Below are 17,585 nucleotides of genomic sequence, written 5' to 3' on the forward strand. Positions count from 1 at the left end.
GGCCCGGTCGCTACGCGATGCTCCGGCGCCAGCCCCGACGGACGATGTCGGCGCCCGACACGAGCGTGAAGGCGACAGCCAGCCAGAGCATCACGGTCTGGAACCCGACGGCGCTCTCGAGAGGCGGGAACAGCACGACGCCCACGGCCAGCAGCTGAACGTTCGTCTTGTACTTGCCCAGGCGGCGTGCGGGCAACGAGATCCCGCGGCGCCCGGCGAGGCTCCGGTAGACGGAGATGAACACCTCGCGACCCACGACGAGGCCGACCGGGAGCCAGGCGAAGTCACCTCGGATCGCGAGTGCGAGGAACCCGCCGACAGCCAGGAACTTGTCGGCGATCGGGTCGAGGTAGGCGCCCGAGCGGGTGGTGCCCTCCCGACGGGCGATGTAGCCGTCGAGGCCGTCGGTGATGCTCAGGACGAACCATCCGGTGACCGCCGGCCAGCTCGCCTCGTCCTCGGTGATGATGAGCCAGAAGAGCGGGATCGCGAAGAGCATCCGCGAGAGGGTGAGCGCGTTGGCACGTGTGGCCAGAGCGCCCGGGCCGAAGCGGGGCTCCTTCACCGGCGCCGTATTCACGCGACCCCTGCTCCCGCCGCCACGAGGGCTTCCGCCTCGAGGTCGGAGCCGACGGCACCGGTGACCCGGACGTCGGCGAGATCGCCGGCGCTGAGTGCCGCGTCGTGCAGCGTGATGACGCCGTCGATTTCTGGTGCCTCACGGTGCGTGCGCGCCACGGCGGCACCCCCGGAATGGTCGTTGCCGACGCGGTCGACGAGGACCCGGACCTCCCGGCCGACGAGCGCCTCACGCGCGGCTGCGGTGAGGGGGTCCTGGAGACCGGTGAGCTCCCGGAGCCGGCGGTGCACGAGCGACTCCTCGACGACGCCGCCCTGGTCGGCCGATGCGGTGCCCTCCTCCTCGGAGTAGGGGAAGAACCCGGCCCAGTCGAGGCGTGCTTCCGACAGGAAGGCCAGCAGTGTGTCGTGGTCGGTCTCGGTCTCGCCGGGGTGGCCGACGATGAACGACGACCGGAACGAGGCGTCGGGCTCGTCGGTGCGGATCCCCTCGACCAGCTCGAGGAACCGATCGCCGCTCCCCCAGCGCTTCATCCGCCGGAGCAGCGGAGCACTGGCGTGCTGGAGCGACAGGTCGAAGTACGGAACCGTCGTGTCGAGCTCGAGCATCGTGGACACGAGCGGGTCGCGGACCTCCGACGGGTAGAGGTAGAGGAGCCGGAGGCGCTCGAGGCCGTGGGCTCTCAACCTGTCGAGGCGGCGCAGCAGAGGCTCCAGGGAGTTCGGCTCGCCCACGTCGCGCCCGTACCAGGCGATGTCCTGGGCGACGAGCACGATCTCGCGCACCCCGCTCTCCACGAGAGAACGCGCCTCGGCCTCGATCGCCTCGGGGGCACGTGACCTCTGCGTGCCGCGGAAGCTCGGGATGGCGCAGAAGGCGCACTGGCGGTCGCACCCCTCGGCCACCTTGAGGTACGCCCATGGAGCCGGGTGCGCCGGACGTGGCAGCTCCAGCAGGTCGCGCACCCCTCGAGGTCGGCTCACGAACTCCACCGGGGCCAGCGACCCTTCGCCGGCGAAGCCCACGACGGCGTCGACCTCGGGCAGGGCGTCGGCCAACTCGTCGCCGGCACGCTCGGCCAGGCATCCGGTCACGACCAGTCGGGACCCGGGCTTGCGCACCTCGTCGAGGGCGAGGGTCACGTCGATCGACTCCTGGCGGGCCTCCTCCACGAAGGCGCAGGTGTTGACGACCACGAGGTCGGCCACGGCGGCCGATTCCGCCGGTCGCAGCCCGTCGTCGAGCAGCGTCCCGACCACCTTGTCGGAGTCGACGGCGTTCTTCGGGCATCCGAGCGTCTCGAGGTAGAAGCGCGCCGGGGCGTCGGGGCGTTCACCGGGGCTCACAGACCTGATTCTACGCCCCGGATGGTGGACGGACCCATGTCCGGACCGGGGCCGTTAGGGTTCGCGGGACCTCGTGACGACATCTGGAGACCGCCGTGAGCGATTCGACCGTCGTGTGCCCATCGTGCGGCGCCGAGTACCGGTTCGGCACGACGCAGTGCGCCGACTGCCGGGTGGCGCTGCTCCCACCGGGCGCGACCCCTCCCGAGGTCGGTGACGACGCTCCCCTTCTCATCGAGATGGGTACGTGGCCCCGCGTCAACGCCGTGCTGATCCGGCGCCATCTCGAAACGGCCGGCGTCTCGGTGTTCCTCGACCTCGGTCCGGGGACCGGGACGATCTTCGTGAGCGACGAGCAGGCCGACTTCGCCGACGCCGTGATCCGCGAGCTCGACGGCGGCGACACGTCGACCGTAGGCCTCGAGGACGCCGTCGACGCCCTCGAGGACAATCTGGCCTCAGCGGGCGCTCTGCTCGAGGAGCTCCGTGCCCGCCTCGACGCCGAGCGGCGATCCTAGAGTTTCCTGTCCGGAGGTCCGGATCTCACACTTCATTGACGCAGCGGTGATCGCAATCACCACAGTCGACTCGGTGTCGGGATCGAACATCACGAGGGAGGTGTAGCCGACTACACGCCCAGGTTTCCGTAGCGCTCCATGACGCCAATGAGAGCCTCGTCGAGGGGAGACATCACCCGGCGAGAAAGCTCAGGCGGAGCCGGCGGTCGGGGTTGTCGACGTTGGTGTCGACGAGCACGACGCTCTGCCACGTCCCGAGCGCCGGCTTCCCGTCGAGGACGGGCACCGTCACCGACGGGCACACAATCGCCGGCAGCAGGTGGTCGGCTCCGTGACCCGGTGAGCCGTGTGCGTGGCGGTAGCGGTCGTCGCGTGGCAACAGCCGTTCCAGCGCGTCGAGCAGGTCGGGCTCGGAGTACGCTCCTGTCTCCATGATCGCGACACCGGCGGTCGCATGCGGCACGAACACCTGACACAGCCCGTCACCACGGCCGCTGCAGAATTCGGTGACGTGGTGCGTGACGTCGACGATCCGCTCGTCACGCGTCGAGATCTCGAAGGTACGGGAATCCATGGTCACCCTCTCACGTCGGAGCCGCCACCGCGATGGCGTTCGCCTCCGCGGCAGCCGCGAGTCGATCGTCGTAGGTCACCATCTGCTCGAGTTCGTCGCCGAGGTCGAGGGCTGCCGCGATGTGGATTGCGTCCAGCGATCTCAGCGATGCCGGGTCGAGCCGGCCGGCCTGTTCGAAGATGGAGCTCGTGACCTCCACGAGCGTGACGGACTCGAGGACCGCCCGCGCTCGCACGACTCGGTCGGGCGCGGCGCGCCGTACGACCCGCATCAGCTCCGTGCGCGCCAGGTCACATGCCACGGGATCGCGGCCGTGATCCGAGAGCCAATCCAGGAGAACATCGGTCTCCGGTTCGGCAACAACCAACTTCACGAGTGCCGACGTGTCGACGTAGACGGCCACGTCAGGACTCTTCGGAGTCTCGCAATTCCGCCAGCGCCGCCGACAGGTCCGGTCCGGGCTCGGGAGGCGGCAGATCGACGACCCGGCGGTGGGCCGGTCGGGCTCGGCCCGCACCGACAAGCGAGCGAAGACGCGAAGTCGGGATAGCCGTCATCTGCGCTACCGGGCGCCCACGATCGGTGATCGTGACGGTCTCGCCGGAGGCAGCTTCGGCCACCACGGCCGAGGCGTTCTGTTTGAGTGCACGAATCCCGACATCCGACATGTGCTTCATTGTAGCACATCGGGGTCGGCCGGTCAGAACCCGCTTGCCTCGCCTCGGCTAGACCCTCTCGCGCATCTCGTCGAGCTCGTCGACGGTCATGAGGACCGCACGGGCCTTGGAGCCCTCGCTCGGCCCGACGATCCCCCGCCGTTCGAGCAGATCCATGAGGCGCCCCGCTCGGGCGAAACCCACACGTAGCTTCCGCTGGAGCATGCTCGTGGAGCCGAGCCCGGAGCGCACGACGAGATCGAGCGCCTCGTCGAAGAGCTCGTCGCCCTCGACGTCGTCGTCACCACCGGGGCCGGCCTCGCCGGGCTTGTCCTCCGCGATGCCCGCCACGTAGTCGGTGCCGTCGGCCTGACGCTTCCAGTGGGCGACGACCTTGCGGACCTCGGACTCGGTGACCCACGAGCCCTGCACGCGCTGCGCCCTGCTCTCCGAGGCGGTCATCACGAGCATGTCGCCCTGACCGACGAGCTTCTCGGCACCCATCTGGTCGAGGATCACACGCGAGTCGGCGCTGCTCGTGACCGAGAAGGCGAACCGGCTGGGGACGTTCGCCTTGATGACACCGGTGATCACGTCGACCGACGGACGTTGGGTGGCGATCACGAGGTGGATGCCGACAGCGCGCGCCATCTGTGCAATCCGACAGATGCTCGCCTCGACGTCGCGCGCGGCGACCATCATCAGGTCGTTCAGCTCGTCGACGATCACCACGATGAACGGCAGCCGCTCGAACGTCGTTCCCGAGATCTCGTCGTCGGTGAGCTCACCGGAGTCGACGGCCGCGTTGTAGCCGGCGATGTCGCGGTACCCGGCCGTGGCGAGCATCTCGTAGCGCATGTCCATCTCGCGCACGGCCCAGTCGAGCGCGTTGGCCGCCTTCTTCGGGTCCGTGACGACAGACGTGAGCAGGTGCGGGAGGTCGTTGTAGGCGCCGAGTTCGACCCGCTTGGGGTCGACGAGGATGAGGCGCACCTCCTCGGGCGTGCAGCGCGCCAGGATCGACGTGACGATCGAGTTGATGCAGCTCGACTTCCCCGCACCCGTGGCTCCGGCGATGAGCACGTGGGGCATCTCGGCCAGGTTGGCCATGACGGCCCGCCCGGCGATGTCGCGCCCGAGGCCGACCTGGAGCGGGTGTGTGGCGGCGGCCGCCTCGTCGGAGCCCAGGATCTCCCCGAGTGTCACGACCTGGCGCTGCCGGTTCGGCACCTCCACGCCAATGGCGGAGCGGCCGGGTATCGGCGCCAGGATGCGCACGTCGGGGCTCGCCATGGCGTAGGCGATGTCGTGGTTGAGGTTGCGGATCTTGTTGACCTTGACGCCGGAGGCCAGCTCGAGCTCGTAGCGCGTGACGGTCGGCCCGACCGTCATGCCGATGAGCGTCGCATCGACACCGAAGTCGGCGAGGGTGCGCTCGAGGACCTGACCGGCCTCCTCGGCGAACCGCGCGTCGGTGACCCTGGCCCGTCCCTCCTCGAGGAGGTCGAGCGGAGGGAGGTGCCACGTGTCGGACCCGCCGGTGGTCGCCACATCGGCCATCGGGACGACGTCGATACCCTCCTCGGTGGCACCCCCATCGAAGGCGTCGTCTTCGTCCCCGGTTTCCTGGTCGTCGACGAAGCTCTCATCGGCGAAGGCGGACTCCGGATCGTCGAGATCGATCACCGTCGGCTCGTCGTCGACGGGGAGGTCCTCTTCGAGTGGCTCGTCGGAGATCCACAGGGCCTCGTCGTCATCACCGTCGTCGCCGGCCTCGTTCTCGCTCCCGAGACGGAATAGCTTCTCGATCTGGCGCCACAGCGCCCTGACACCCCGACCGATCGTCGCCAGAACGTCGCGCATCGGGAGCCCCGTCATGAGGAGCAGACCGAGCAGCCCGACGCTGACGAGCACCACCACGGCGCCCGCCGTGCCGGTTGCGCTGCTCAGGGGCACGGCGATCACCGCGCCCACGAGCCCACCCGCGTCACGCAGTCCGTCGACACCACCGTTCAGTTCCGGCGCGCCCTTCGCGAGATGCAGCAGGCACACCGAGGCAACCGCCGAGAGAAGCGCTCCGGTGGCGAGGCGCAGCGGCGCCTCTACCTTCGGGCGGAACAGGATCAGAACGCCGGCGGCGCCCAGGAGGAACGGCAGTGCGACGGCCGCCGCCCCCACCAGTGCCGTGGCCCCGCTGTCGAGAGCGCTGCCCACGGGACCGGCCGTGTCAGAGAAGACCCCGAGCCCGCAGAGGACGCCGAGGACGATCAGAGCGATGGCGGCGGCGTCGGCGGCGTGGTTGCCGAGCTGGTCGGCCAGGGTCTGCGACACCCGGCCGCGGGACCCTGTACCGCCGCCGGTTGCCCGCCCGGAGCGCTTCGTGGCGGTCATATCCCAACAGTAACACCAGCAACATCAGGCCCATGAGGACCTCTGCACACGGTGCCTTGGTTGATTACCGACCGGTAGGTAGGCTGTCGGGCCATGGCGGACGAGACGCGAGACGCCCCCGAGACCCTCATTCCCCGCCTACGCGGCGTTCTGCACCAGTACGCGGCACTCGTCTGGCTCGGTGCGGGCCTGGCGCTGTTCCTCGTCGCCTCCGGCGCCGAGGCGCGCGTCGCCGCACTCGTCTACTGCCTCGGCCTCACGACGATGTTCGGCGTGAGCGCGCTCTACCACCGCGGCAACTGGTCGCCGACGGGCAAGGCGTGGATGCGCCGCGCCGACCACTCGGGCATCTACCTCGCCATCGCCGGCACGTACACGCCCATCGTCCTGCTCACCTTCGGCCCGCTCGGCTCGGCGATCATGCTCACGGTCGTGTGGGGTGTCGCCGTCGCCGGCGTCACCCTCAACCTCTCGTGGCGACTACTCCCCGGATGGCTCCAGTACGTGATGTACATCGGACTCGGCTGGGTGGCGGTGTTCGTGATGCCGCAGCTGGTGCGCACGTGGGGGTTTGCCTGGTGCGGACTGCTCCTTCTCGGCGGTGTTCTCTACACCGTCGGTGCGGTGCTCCTCGCGATGCAACGCCCGAAGTTGTCACCGCGCTGGTTCGGCTACCACGAGCTGTGGCACACCTTCACGGTCGCCGCCGCCGGCGCGCAGTTCGTGGTCGTGCTCGTCGTCGTCACCTGAAGGCTGTCAGAGGCTGGAGGAGTAGCCGCCGTTCACGGGGTAGACCTGCCCGGTGATCCAGCTCCCCGACTCGCTGCACAGCAACAGCGCCAAGGGAGCGATGTCGTCGGGTGTGCCGAGGCGACCGACCGGGTAGTTCCGCACCATCTTGGCCTCCACCTCCGGGTTCTCGTCGTAGGTCTCGGCGAGGATGCCGTGGCGGATCGAACCCAACGCGATGCAGTTGGCGGTCACGCCGTGGCGCCCGACCTCCATGGCGAGGCCGCGCATGAAACCCATCGCCCCGGCCTTCGCCGCGCCGTAGACGACCTGGCCGCGTTCGCCGACACGGCCTGCGTCGGACACGATCGTGAGCACACGACCCCAGCCCGCGTCGAGCATCCCGGGGAGATAGACGTGCGTGACCTGCATGACCCCGAAGAGGTTGATGGCGATCCACTCGTGCCAGCTCTCGGGCTCGGTCTCGGCGAAGCGCTTCAGGTCGAACCGCCGGAGCGGAAGGCCGGCGTTGTTGACCACGATGTCGACGGGTCCCGTGGCCTCGGCCATTGCCACGACGGCGTCGTCGTCGGTGACATCGGCCACGACCGGGCTCGCACCCCCGGAGCCCTGAGCGCGCTTCTCGGTGATCCATGAGGCCGCGTCCGTCGCACGCCCCTCGTCGAGATCGTTGATCCACACGTGCGCCCCTGCCGCCGCCAGTGCTGCGGCGATCTCGTGGCCCACTCCCCGCCGGCGCCGGTCACGGTCGCCGTGCGCCCGTCGAGCGGGGTGTTCTCCGATGTCGCCATCAGACCTCGAGCACGACGGGCACGACCGTCGGGCGGCGACGTGTGCGATCAGCGATGAACCGTGCCAGCGCACGGCGCGTGTGACGCTGCATCGACTCGACGTCGGTGGCACCCTCGGCGGCCGCCACCTCCACCGCGCCGGCAACGACGTCGCGCGCCTCGTCGAGGAGCTCCTCGGCCTCGGGCGCGTGGACCCACCCCTTGGTCTCGATCTCGGGACCAGTGACGATCTCGCCCGTCGCGGCGTCGACGGTCACGAACACCACGACGATGCCCTCCTCGGCCAACGCCCTGCGGTCGCGCAGCACCCCGTGACCGATGTCGCCGACGATTCCGTCGACGTAGAGGTAGCCCGACGGAACGACGCGGCGGTCGACGGTGGCGCCGCTGTCGGTGAGTGTCACGGCGTCTCCGTCCTCACAGACCATCGCATGGTCGTCGGCGACGCCGCATTCCACAGCGAGAGCTGCGTGACGAACGAGGTGGCGGTACTCGCCGTGCACCGGCACGAACCACTCCGGTGAGAGCAGGCGCAGCAGGGTCCGGAGCTCGTCGGCGGACGCATGCCCCGACACGTGCACGTCGGCGTTGCCCTCGTGGAAGACGGCGGCACCCGCGCGGTGGAGGCCGTCGATCACGCGCGTGACGTTCGATTCGTTGCCGGGAATGGCATGGGCGGAGATGATGACGGCGTCGTCGGGCCCGATCTTGACCCACTTGTGGTCGTGGGCCGCCATGAGAGACAGCGCGCTCATCGGCTCCCCCTGTGAGCCGGTGCAGATGATGCAGACCTCCTCGGGAGGGAGGTGCTGCACGTCCTCGATGTCGACGATCTCGGCGTCGGCGAGTGCGAACAGCCCCATCTCCCGGGCGAGTGCGACGTTCTGCACCATCGAGCGCCCGAGGAACGCCACGCGCCGCCCCGCCGACACGGCAGCGAGCGCCACCTGCTCGACCCGGTGGAGGTGTGAGGCGAAGCTCGCCACGATGAGACGCTGGTCGGCGTGCTCTGCGAACAGGCGCCGCAACCACCGACCCGCTGTCGACTCCGACGGTGTGCTTCCGGCCGTTTCCGCGTTCGTGGAGTCGGCGAGCAGGAGCCTCACGCCGTCGTCCTCCCGGGCCACCTCGCCGAGCGCCGCGAGGTCGGTGACGCGTCCGTCGACAGGCGTGAGATCGAGCTTGAAGTCGCCGGAGTGCACGACCGTGCCCGCAGGAGTTCGCACCACGGTCGCGAAACCGTGCGGGACGGAGTGTGTGACCGGGACGAACTGGCAGTCGAAGACACCGATCCGGACCCTCTCGCCGTCGTCCACGGGGATCATGTCCGCCTTACCGGCGACACCGGCCTCCTCGATGCGGCCGCGTGCCAGGCCGAGCGTGAGCGGCGAGCCGTAGACCGGGAGCGCGCGGTCGATCTCGCGCAGCAGGAACGCCAGGCCCCCGACGTGGTCCTCGTGGCCGTGGGTGAGGACGACCCCATCGAGACGCGATGCGTTGTCGATCAGGTACGACAGGTCGGGGAGTACCAGGTCGATTCCGGGCATGTCGTCACGGGGGAACATCAGGCCCACGTCGATGACGAGAATCCGGCCCTCGACCTCGATGCACGCGCAGTTACGGCCGATCTCCCCGAGCCCCCCGAGGAAGACGACGCGGACGTCGGCGCTCCCGTCAGGCATCGCCCGAAGCTACCACCGGGTCATCGCGACCCCGGCGCGCCTCGGAAGGACAGACAGTCAGGAGGCCGCCGCCAGATCGCGGTCCTTCTGCACTTCGTCGAGGAGCGTGTACTCCTCGCCCGTGTCGGCGAAGTCCTCGAACTGTATGACCTGGAGCTCCTCGAAGCGTCGCCGCAGCCACTGGTCGCTCGCGTCGAGCAGACCGAGCTTCTTGCAGTTCGGGACGATCTTGGAGAACAGCATCTGCTGGAACATCGGGCGGGCCTCGTCGACGAGCGCCAGCGCCATGGCGTCCTTCGGCTCGATTCCCAGCCGCTCCCACACCTCCTGTTGGAGGAACCGGTCGCGCATGCGCACCGCGGCCTCGTAGGCGAACTCCTGGCGCTCACGCATCTCGGCCGCCGACAGCTGGTCGTAGAATTCCTTGAGGGAGATGACGCCGAAGGCCACGTGGCGTGCCTCGTCACTCATGACGTAGCGCAGCAGCTTCTTGAGTAGCGGCTCGGTGGTCATCTGGTGCATGAAACCGAACGCCGCCAGGGCGAGGCCCTCGACCATGATCTGCATGCCCAGATAGGTCATGTCCCAGCGGCTGTCGGACACGATGTCGTCGAGCAGCGCCCGCAGGTGCGCACCGATCGGGTAGTGACCCGACAGTTTCTCGTCGAGATACCGGGCGAACACCTCGACGTGTCGCGCCTCGTCCATGACCTGGGTGGCGGCGTAGTACTTGGCGTCGATCCACGGAACGGTCTCCACGATCTGGGCGGTGCAGATGAGCGCGCCCTGCTCGCCGTGCATGAACTGCGACAGCAGCCAGTTCTGCGACTCGATACCGAGCCGGACCCAGTCGTCGTCGCCCCACGTCTCGAACGGTGTGCCCCGGAAGTCCGCGTCCTCGGGCAGCGTCGGGCGGTTGGCCATGTTGTTGACGACAACGGTCTCCTGATCGACCGGCGTGTCCCATGGCAGGTCGGTGTCGCCGTTCCACTGGGAGTTCTTGGCCTTCTCGTAGAGCTTCGAGAGCGCGGGCCGGCTCCGGTTGTAGTCCCACGTGAACAACGCGTCGGCCTCGGAGCGCACGACGTGCTGCACCTCGTTGACGTCGGTGTTGCTGATCGACAGGATCCGCTCGAGATCGTCGACGTTGTCGGGTCCGATGGGAATGACCTTCTCGCTCACAGTGGGGCTCCTCAGGATTTCGCCAACCCGGGCACGACGTAGTCGCACACGAGTCTACGGACAGAGTCGGGATCCGTGAGCGCGGGTGTGTCGCCGGGCTCGACGGTGTAGGAGAGGACGATGCGGGTGAGCCACTCCGCGACGCGCCGTGCGTGCGGGCCGCTCACGAAGGCCTGGAGAGGAGCCTCGAGCGCATCGCTCACGGCGGTGAAGGTGGCGTCGAGGCCGTCGAAGGTGAGATAGGGCAGCACGAGCTCGGGTTCGAGCTCGAGGACGCGCGACAACGCCGCGTTGGCGCGCAACGATTCTGAGGAGTGCCGGAGGACCGCCACGAGAGCCGCATCGAGCGAGTCGGCCCCGTCGACGAGCGCGGCCAGCTCGGTGGTGAGTCGGCGCCACTCGCGGGCGACGAGGGCCTCGAGCATCGCGCTCTTCGACCGGTGGTGGCGGTACAGCGTCGCGCGGGAGCACCCTGCCTCGGTGGCGACGTCGTCGACGGTGGTCTTTCCGACGCCGTGCCGGGCGATGCACACGGCCAGGGCGTCGAGGATCCGCGCGGCCGCATCGGTTTCGGCGGGCTCCCTCCCCGAGACGGGAACGGAGACGCGCGCGGCCGGGATCACAATGAGACACTAAGGCTCGATCTGTCTCACGTCAAGGGAACCGGCCAGAGGGTGGCACCGCTAGCCTCGGCAGCCCGTGAACAGCACCGATCCCCCACCGCCGAGCGCCGACGCGTGGGTCGAGCGCGACCAGGCCGTGGTCTGGCACGGCTTCACCCAGATGGCGACCTACGCCGACAACGCCCCGATCGTCGTGGAGCGTGCCGAGGGCCGCGACCTGATCGACGTCGACGGCCGCCGCTACCTCGACGCCATCTCGTCGCTGTGGGTCAACACCCTGGGCCACCGGGTCCCGGAGCTCGACGCGGCGCTGGTCGAGCAGATGGACAAGGTCGCGCACTCCACACTTCTCGGGAACGGCAACGTAGCGGTCATCGAGCTGTCCGAAGCCCTTGCAACGCGGGTCCCGGTCGACGAACCGCACGTGCTCTACGCCTCCGACGGTGCCGCGGCGGTCGAGCAGGCCCTGAAGATCGCGTTCCAGTTCCACACCAACCGGGGCTCGACTCACCGCACGCGGTACCTGGCACTCGGTGGGGCCTACCACGGAGACACCGTGGGTGGGATCTCGCTCGGGGCCGGCGGGTTCGGCACCGACGTCTTCGACCCGCTGCGCTTCGACGCCCTGCGCGCCCCGGGCTACGACGATCCGGGATGGTGCGACGCGGCACTCGCGATCCTCGACGCCTCCGCCGACACATTGGCCGCCGTGGTGATCGAGCCCCTCGTACAGGGTGCGGCCGGAATCCAGGTCGCCGACCCTGCCGACGTCGGGCGGTTCGCCGCCGGCGTGCGGGACGAGGGTGTGCTGCTCATCGCCGATGAGGTCGCCACGGGTTTCGGGAGGACGGGAACCCTCTTCGCGTCGGAACAGTGCGGACTGAGACCGGACCTGCTGGCGATCGGCAAGGGGCTCGCTGCCGGGTACCTCCCCATGTCGGCCACGGTGGCCGCCGACCACGTGTACGAGGCGTTCCTCGGTGAGGACCTCGGCGCGGTGACCTTCTACCACGGCCACTCCTTCTCGGGGAATGCGCTCGGTGCGGCCGTCGCCCTGCGCCACCTCCGGCTCCTCGACGAATGGGACGTGCTCGCCAACGTGGCCGAGCGCGCGACCCAGCTCGGAGAACGACTCACCGAATCCGTCGAACCGCTTCCCGGGGTCCGCGAGGTTCGCCGGTGCGGGCTCATGTGCGGCGTGGAGCTGGCGCCACCGTCTGACGGCCTCCGGTGGGGTCGACGGGTGTGTGCGGCGGCCGTCGCGCGTGGTGTCCTGTTGCGGCCCCTGGACGATGTCGTGGTCGTCATGCCTCCCCTCACGGTCACCGCCGCCGAGATCGACCGGATCGTCGACGTCCTGGCCGCCGCGGTGGCGGCGACATCGAAATGACCTGGCAGCAGCGAATCCGCGACCAGCTCGACGAGATCGACGCGGCCGGGCTCACCCGGTCGGTGCGCGACCTCCGGCTCGACTCCCCCGTCGAAGGCACCCTCGTCGATGACGGACGACACGTCGTCGCCTTCGCCTCGAACGACTACCTCGGTCTCACGCGGCACCCGTCTGTGATCGGGGCCGCGCACGAGGCGCTCGAGCGCTCCGGTGCCGGGGCGGGGGCATCGCGTCTCGTCGTGGGGGCGCGTCCCGAGCACCGCCATCTCGAAGAGAGCATCGCCGACTGGAAGGCCACGTCGGCGGCTCTTCTGTTCCCCACCGGCTTCGCCGCCAACCTGGGGGTGCTGACGACGCTCGGTGGCCCCGGCGTGCGAATCCTCTCCGACGCATGGAACCACGCCTCCATCATCGACGGTGCGCGTCTGGCCCGGGCCGACGTAGCGGTCTACCCCCACGGCGACATGGCCGCGCTCTCCGGCCTGTTGCGCGACGCTCCTTCGGCCGTGGTCGTCAGCGACACCGTCTTCTCGATGGACGGCGACGAGGCGTCGGTCTCCGCGCTCGAGGAGCTGTGCTCGCGCCACGACGCACTCCTCGTCCTCGACGAGGCGCACGCCGTGCTCGGGCCCGACCTCGACGGAGGCGCGACGCCGGATCACGTCGTGCGCGTGGGGACGCTCTCCAAGACCCTCGGCGCGCTCGGTGGGTTCGCCGCAGCCACCGGCGACATCGTCCACCTGCTCGTCAACCGTGCCCGGCCCTTCATCTTCACGACCGCGCCCACACCGGCCGACACGGCAGCGGCCTCTGCCGCACTCGACGTCGTTCGCTCCTCCGAGGGTGATGAGCTCCGGGCGCGGCTGCGCAGCCACGTCGAGCACATCGCACCGGGTCACCCGTCCCCCATCGTGCCGGTGATCCTCGGATCGGAGCAGGCCGCCCTCGATGCCTCGGCAGCGCTGCTCGACGAGGGCCTGCTCGTTCCGGCCATCCGGCCACCCACGGTCCCACCCGGCACGTCACGCCTTCGTGTGGCGCTGTCGGCCGCGCATTCCGCCGAGCAGGTGGCGCAGCTCGCGAGTGCCCTCGACGCCCTTCCCGAGACCCATGCCGCACGCTGACGCACCACGGCCGGGGCGCGTGGTGCTCGTGGCGGGGACCGCCACCGACGTGGGCAAGACGTGGGTGAGCGCGCGCATCCTCACCGAAGCGCGAGACGCCGGGCTCACCGTGTCGGTCCGCAAGCCACTCCAGTCGTTCGACCCGTCCGACGGGTCACCGACCGACGCCGAGGTCCTCGCCCGTGCGTCGGGTGAGAGCCCCGACGACGTGTGCCCACCGGCCAACCACTTCCCTCTCGCCATGGCGCCACCGATGGCCGCGTCGCACCTCGGGCGCGAGATTCCCACCACCGACCGCCTGGTCGCCGCGCTGGCGTGGCCGGGCAGTGTGGACCTCGGCCTCGTGGAGGCTGTCGGCGGCGTACGCTCGCCCCTGGCCGCCAACGGCGACACCCTCGACCTGGCGGACGATCTCCGCCCTGACGTCGTGGTGCTGGTGGCCGACGCGGGGCTCGGCACGATCAACGCCGTCCGACTGTGCACCGAGGCACTCGAGCCCCACGCCGTGGTGGTGTTGCTCAACCGCTTCGACCCGGCCGACGCCGTGGCGGCAGGAAACCTGACATGGCTGACCGAGTGGGACGGCTACGACGTGGAGACGGAGATCCCGTCGCTTGTGCGACGCATCACGTCGGCGACCTGACGACGCCGTGGTCGCGGCACTCCGCGAGCGCCCGGGCCGGGGTCACGACGACGCGGAGCTTGCGCCCGCACTCGGGACAGAAGCGCGGTGGGTCGAGCAGCCGGGAACAGCCGGGGCACTCGGCGACCGGACGCCCGCATCCGGTGCAGTGCCTCCCTCTCTTCACAGGGCCTTGCCGAGCTCCCCGAGGGGCATGTGCAGGTCGTCGAGCATCGTGAGGTCCTCGTCGGGAGAGCGCCCGAGCGTGGTGAGGTAGTTGCCGACGATGAGGGCGTTGACACCGGCCGTGAGCCCGAGGGCCTGGAGCTCGCGAAGCGTCACCTCGCGGCCACCCGCGTAGCGCAGGATCACCCCGGGGAGTGCCAGGCGGGTGAGCGCGATCCAACGGATCGCTTCGAGCGGGTCGATGAGGGGTCTCTCGGACAACGGTGTACCCGGGCGCGGGTTGAGGAAGTTGATCGGCACCTCCACCGGGTCGACCTCGCGCAACTCCATGAGCATCTCGATGCGCTGCTCGTCGGTTTCGCCCATACCGAGGAGAACACCGCAGCACAGGTCCATGCCGAACTCGCGCACGAGACGGCAGGTGTCGGCGCGCTCCTCCCAGCTGTGCGTGCTCACGACCTCGGGAAAGAACGACCGCGCGGTCTCGAGGTTGTGGTTGTAGCGGTGAACGCCGCCCTCGGCGAGACGCTGTGCCTGGTCGCGGGTCAGGATGCCGGCACTCACCGAGACGTTGAGCCCTGTCTTGTCCTGGATCAGTGAAACGAGCTCGAGAATGCGATCCACCGTGCGCTCATCGGGACCGCGGACGGCGAGAACGATGCAGAAGTTGGACCCTCCGATCTCGGCAGTCTCGGCTGCGGCGGCGAGTACCTCGTCGGTGTCGAGGAAGGGGGTGGCCTTCACGGGACTGCCGAAGAGCGCCGACTGCGAGCAGAAGTTGCAGTCCTCGGGGCACCCGCCGGTGCGCGCGGAGACGATCCCCTCCACCTCGACGGTGTCGCCACAGAACTCGAGCCGGACCTCGTGCGCCAGGGCGGCGAGTGTCGGAACGGCAGAGGCCGGGACCCGGCTGAGCCGGCGGAGCTCCTCGCCGGAGAGCGGACGGCGCTCCTGGAGCAGTGCCCGGCGAGCGGCGTCGACGAGGCTCGGTGTGCTCGACATCTCGGGCGGTGAGAGCGTGGACATCGCTTCACCGTAGTGGACGTCGTGACCGCAGCCGAAGCCGAGGGTGTGCTACCCGGTCGGGCGGGCGGGGAGGCACTCCTCCCGCATCACGCCTCCCAGCAGCTCGCTGCGCACGAGGAGCTCCACATCACCACGGTCGTCGAGGTTCCACCGGCCGGGCGAGACGATGAGGCTCAGGATCATCCGGGCGACGTAGTCGACGGCCCCGTCGACGTCGACACCGGGCCGCAGGTGGCCGGCGTCGTCCTCGGCCTGCACGAAGGATCGGAGATAGCCGCGGATCCACTCGAGCGTCTGGTGACTCTGCGTCGTGAGGAGCGGGAGGAGCCGCTCCGGCTCGGTGATCAGCATCTTCTGGAGCACCTCGTGCCCGGTGATCGACCGGTGGGCGAACACGACCCCGTCCTCGACGAGGGTCACGAAGTCGGCGGCGCCCTCGACGGCCTCCATGAGCCGGAGGAAGAACCGGCCCATCTCCCACGACACGGTCTCGGAGAGGAGCTGCTCCCGGCCCCCGGGGAAATGACGGTAGACCGTGGCCCGCGAGACCCCCGACGTCGTGGCCACGGCCTCCACCGTGGTCTTGGCCATACCGAGGCGCGCCACCGTCGTGAACGTGCCCTCGAGCACCCGCTCGCGTACATCCCGGTTCGACCCCACGGCCGGAAGCGTACCGACGCGGCGAGACCCCCCGAAGGGGGCCTCGTCACTTCTCGGCCTACCGCCGAAGGCGGTTCGAGCGGTCAGCCGAAGGCGAGGATCAGCGGCCTACCGCCGAAGGCGGTTCGAGCAGCTAGAAGCTGTAGTTCTTCGCCGCGTCCGACTCCACCGTCAGCTCCACGACAGCGAGGCCCGTGTCCTCGGAGCTGTCAGCCGCTGTGAAGATCGCGTTCACCCGGGGTGGGCTGCGGTCGGGGCCGTACTCGTAGTCGCCGGCCGCGCCGTCGAACGTGAGCGTCTGCTCCTCGTTGATCGCCTTCACGATCCCGGCAGGCGTGACGTCGTTGTTGTCGAACGCCTTCTCGAGGATCTGCGCCGTCCCCCACGCCGACACGTAGCCGAAGAGGCTGAACAGGTTGATCGCCGTATCGGGCGCGAACTGGTCGCGCTGGTCGAGCATCTGCTTCACACCCGGGATGCTCTCATCGAGGCTGGCGCCGTCCTCGGCGACGATCCAGACGTTGTCCTTGATGTAGCTCGCCAGGTCGCCTTCGGCGAACGACGACGACCATGCAGGCCCGAGCCCGATCCACCGCGGCGTGAAGCCCACGGCCTCGGCACGGCCCCAGATCGACGGCGAGTCGATGAGCGTGGACGCCTGGAACACGACGTCGCACTCGTTGTCCTGGAGCTGCTGGATCTGCGCGGTCATGTCGTCGCCCGTGGCAAACGAGGCACTGGTCTTGATGTCGAACCCGAGCTCGGTGGCGGCGAAGTCGGCGCCCTCCTGACCGGCGTCGCCGTAGGAGTCGTCCTGCTTGATGACGCAGGCGTTCTTGCCGTCGAAGCCCTCGGTGTCGCCGTAGTAGGCCGCACCGTTGATGATCTCGATCTGGTACGGGGCCAGCACCGGAGCCAGGTTGGGCATGGTGACCCACTCGGCATCGAGCGTGGCGGGGGCACCCGCGTACTCGTCGTCCTCCATCAGGGGCAGGAGGTTGTTCGTGACCTCGGTGCCGAGAACCTGGCCGAACATCGCGACGTCACCCTTGATGCGCTGGTACTCGCTACGGGCCTTCTCGCCGGCGTACTCGGTGTCGGCCTCGACGAGCTCGACCTGGTACTTGCCCGCGATCCCGCCTTCGGCGTTGAGAGCGTCCCAGTAGAGCTTGTTGCCGTTCGTGACCTGCTCACCCAGCGCGGCGAAGGCCGTGGTCTGGGGGGTCAGGATCCCCAGGGTGATGGTCCCGCCGTTCTCGTCGCCCGAGAACCCGACGTCGCTCTGGAGCGTGGCGGGCTTCTCGTCGCTCCCGCCGTCGTCGCCGTCGTCGCCCGAGTCCTCGCTCGAGGCGCAGGCCACCAGCACCAGCATCAGCGTGCACAGCACCGCGATCCACCGGACAGGTCTTCTGGTCGTCATGTCGCTCCCCCTGAGCTTCCCCACACGATCGTGTACGGGCGGAACACTAGTTGGCGGCGCCACC

At 69.3% G+C, this 17,585-nt stretch carries 18 protein-coding genes; 5 read left to right on the plus strand and 13 right to left on the minus strand.

Annotated elements, in window-relative coordinates; genetic code table 11:
• Positions 1-10: 10 nt before the first annotated feature.
• Together R3A49_05100 and rimO are read right to left on the minus strand one after the other, a co-directional pair.
• The gene (locus R3A49_05100) at positions 11-580 is read right to left on the minus strand and encodes a CDP-alcohol phosphatidyltransferase family protein (GenBank protein ID MEZ5170109.1); all 570 of its coding nucleotides are present in this window, start codon (positions 578-580) and stop codon (positions 11-13) included.
• The gene (gene rimO, locus R3A49_05105; GenBank protein MEZ5170110.1) at positions 577-1,926 is read right to left on the minus strand and encodes a 30S ribosomal protein S12 methylthiotransferase RimO; all 1,350 of its coding nucleotides are present in this window, start codon (positions 1,924-1,926) and stop codon (positions 577-579) included. Before rimO ends, R3A49_05100 begins: the two co-directional genes overlap by 4 nt.
• A gap of 95 nt (positions 1,927-2,021) precedes the next feature.
• On the opposite strand from rimO, the gene R3A49_05110 reads away from it, so the two are divergent.
• The gene (locus tag R3A49_05110) at positions 2,022-2,444 is read left to right on the plus strand and encodes a hypothetical protein (GenBank protein MEZ5170111.1); all 423 of its coding nucleotides are present in this window, start codon (positions 2,022-2,024) and stop codon (positions 2,442-2,444) included.
• Between the two features lie 172 nt (positions 2,445-2,616).
• Here the strand turns inward: R3A49_05110 and R3A49_05115 are convergent, their stop codons facing one another.
• The 4 genes from R3A49_05115 to R3A49_05130 are packed head-to-tail and all read right to left on the minus strand — an operon-like array spanning position 2,617 to position 6,065.
• Positions 2,617-3,018 (minus strand): secondary thiamine-phosphate synthase enzyme YjbQ, encoded by a 402-nt coding sequence (locus tag R3A49_05115; protein MEZ5170112.1) that lies wholly within the window; start codon positions 3,016-3,018, stop codon positions 2,617-2,619.
• Positions 3,019-3,028: 10 nt separating this feature from the next.
• The gene (locus R3A49_05120) at positions 3,029-3,421 is read right to left on the minus strand and encodes a type II toxin-antitoxin system VapC family toxin (GenBank protein MEZ5170113.1); all 393 of its coding nucleotides are present in this window, start codon (positions 3,419-3,421) and stop codon (positions 3,029-3,031) included.
• Position 3,422: 1 nt separating this feature from the next.
• Positions 3,423-3,686: a type II toxin-antitoxin system prevent-host-death family antitoxin gene (locus tag R3A49_05125; protein ID MEZ5170114.1), complete on the minus strand. Its 264-nt coding sequence runs from the start codon at positions 3,684-3,686 to the stop codon at positions 3,423-3,425.
• Positions 3,687-3,743: 57 nt separating this feature from the next.
• On the minus strand, positions 3,744-6,065 hold the full coding sequence (locus R3A49_05130) for a DNA translocase FtsK (protein MEZ5170115.1): 2,322 nt from the start codon (positions 6,063-6,065) through the stop codon (positions 3,744-3,746).
• Positions 6,066-6,158: 93 nt separating this feature from the next.
• Here R3A49_05130 and R3A49_05135 point away from each other — a divergent pair, with 93 nt between their 5' ends.
• Positions 6,159-6,815: a hemolysin III family protein gene (locus R3A49_05135; protein ID MEZ5170116.1), complete on the plus strand. Its 657-nt coding sequence runs from the start codon at positions 6,159-6,161 to the stop codon at positions 6,813-6,815.
• A 6-nt stretch (positions 6,816-6,821) separates the two neighbouring features.
• Here the strand turns inward: R3A49_05135 and R3A49_05140 are convergent, their stop codons facing one another.
• The 4 genes from R3A49_05140 to R3A49_05155 form a co-directional block, all read right to left on the minus strand.
• Entirely contained in the window at positions 6,822-7,541 is a 720-nt protein-coding gene (locus R3A49_05140) for an SDR family NAD(P)-dependent oxidoreductase (GenBank protein ID MEZ5170117.1), read from the minus strand.
• A gap of 64 nt (positions 7,542-7,605) precedes the next feature.
• Positions 7,606-9,288, minus strand: a complete 1,683-nt coding sequence (locus tag R3A49_05145; protein ID MEZ5170118.1) for a ribonuclease J — start codon at positions 9,286-9,288, stop codon at positions 7,606-7,608.
• 57 nt (positions 9,289-9,345) lie between these two features.
• Positions 9,346-10,470, minus strand: a complete 1,125-nt coding sequence (locus R3A49_05150) for a ferritin-like domain-containing protein (protein MEZ5170119.1) — start codon at positions 10,468-10,470, stop codon at positions 9,346-9,348.
• Positions 10,471-10,481: 11 nt separating this feature from the next.
• Positions 10,482-11,093, minus strand: coding sequence for a TetR/AcrR family transcriptional regulator (locus R3A49_05155; protein ID MEZ5170120.1), 612 nt, complete (start codon positions 11,091-11,093; stop codon positions 10,482-10,484).
• Between the two features lie 76 nt (positions 11,094-11,169).
• Here R3A49_05155 and bioA point away from each other — a divergent pair, with 76 nt between their 5' ends.
• The 3 genes from bioA to R3A49_05170 are packed head-to-tail and all read left to right on the plus strand — an operon-like array spanning position 11,170 to position 14,250.
• Positions 11,170-12,483: an adenosylmethionine--8-amino-7-oxononanoate transaminase gene (gene bioA / locus R3A49_05160; GenBank protein ID MEZ5170121.1), complete on the plus strand. Its 1,314-nt coding sequence runs from the start codon at positions 11,170-11,172 to the stop codon at positions 12,481-12,483.
• Complete coding sequence (locus R3A49_05165) at positions 12,480-13,607, plus strand: 8-amino-7-oxononanoate synthase (protein MEZ5170122.1); 1,128 nt, start codon at positions 12,480-12,482, stop codon at positions 13,605-13,607. Before bioA ends, R3A49_05165 begins: the two co-directional genes overlap by 4 nt.
• Entirely contained in the window at positions 13,594-14,250 is a 657-nt protein-coding gene (locus R3A49_05170; GenBank protein MEZ5170123.1) for a dethiobiotin synthase, read from the plus strand. The genes R3A49_05165 and R3A49_05170 overlap by 14 nt, the downstream gene beginning before the upstream one ends.
• Before the next feature lie 162 nt (positions 14,251-14,412).
• Here the strand turns inward: R3A49_05170 and bioB are convergent, their stop codons facing one another.
• From bioB to R3A49_05185, 3 genes are all read right to left on the minus strand, one after another.
• A complete protein-coding gene (gene bioB / locus R3A49_05175; GenBank protein MEZ5170124.1) occupies positions 14,413-15,441 on the minus strand; it encodes a biotin synthase BioB in 1,029 nt (342 codons plus the stop codon).
• A 48-nt stretch (positions 15,442-15,489) separates the two neighbouring features.
• Positions 15,490-16,101: a TetR/AcrR family transcriptional regulator gene (locus R3A49_05180; GenBank protein MEZ5170125.1), complete on the minus strand. Its 612-nt coding sequence runs from the start codon at positions 16,099-16,101 to the stop codon at positions 15,490-15,492.
• 133 nt (positions 16,102-16,234) lie between these two features.
• Complete coding sequence (locus tag R3A49_05185) at positions 16,235-17,521, minus strand: ABC transporter substrate-binding protein (GenBank protein ID MEZ5170126.1); 1,287 nt, start codon at positions 17,519-17,521, stop codon at positions 16,235-16,237.
• Between the last annotated feature and the right edge of the window lie 64 nt (positions 17,522-17,585).

The organism is Acidimicrobiia bacterium (assembly GCA_041394025.1).
In the GTDB taxonomy this organism is placed as follows: Bacteria; Actinomycetota; Acidimicrobiia; order IMCC26256; family JAOSJL01; genus JAOSJL01.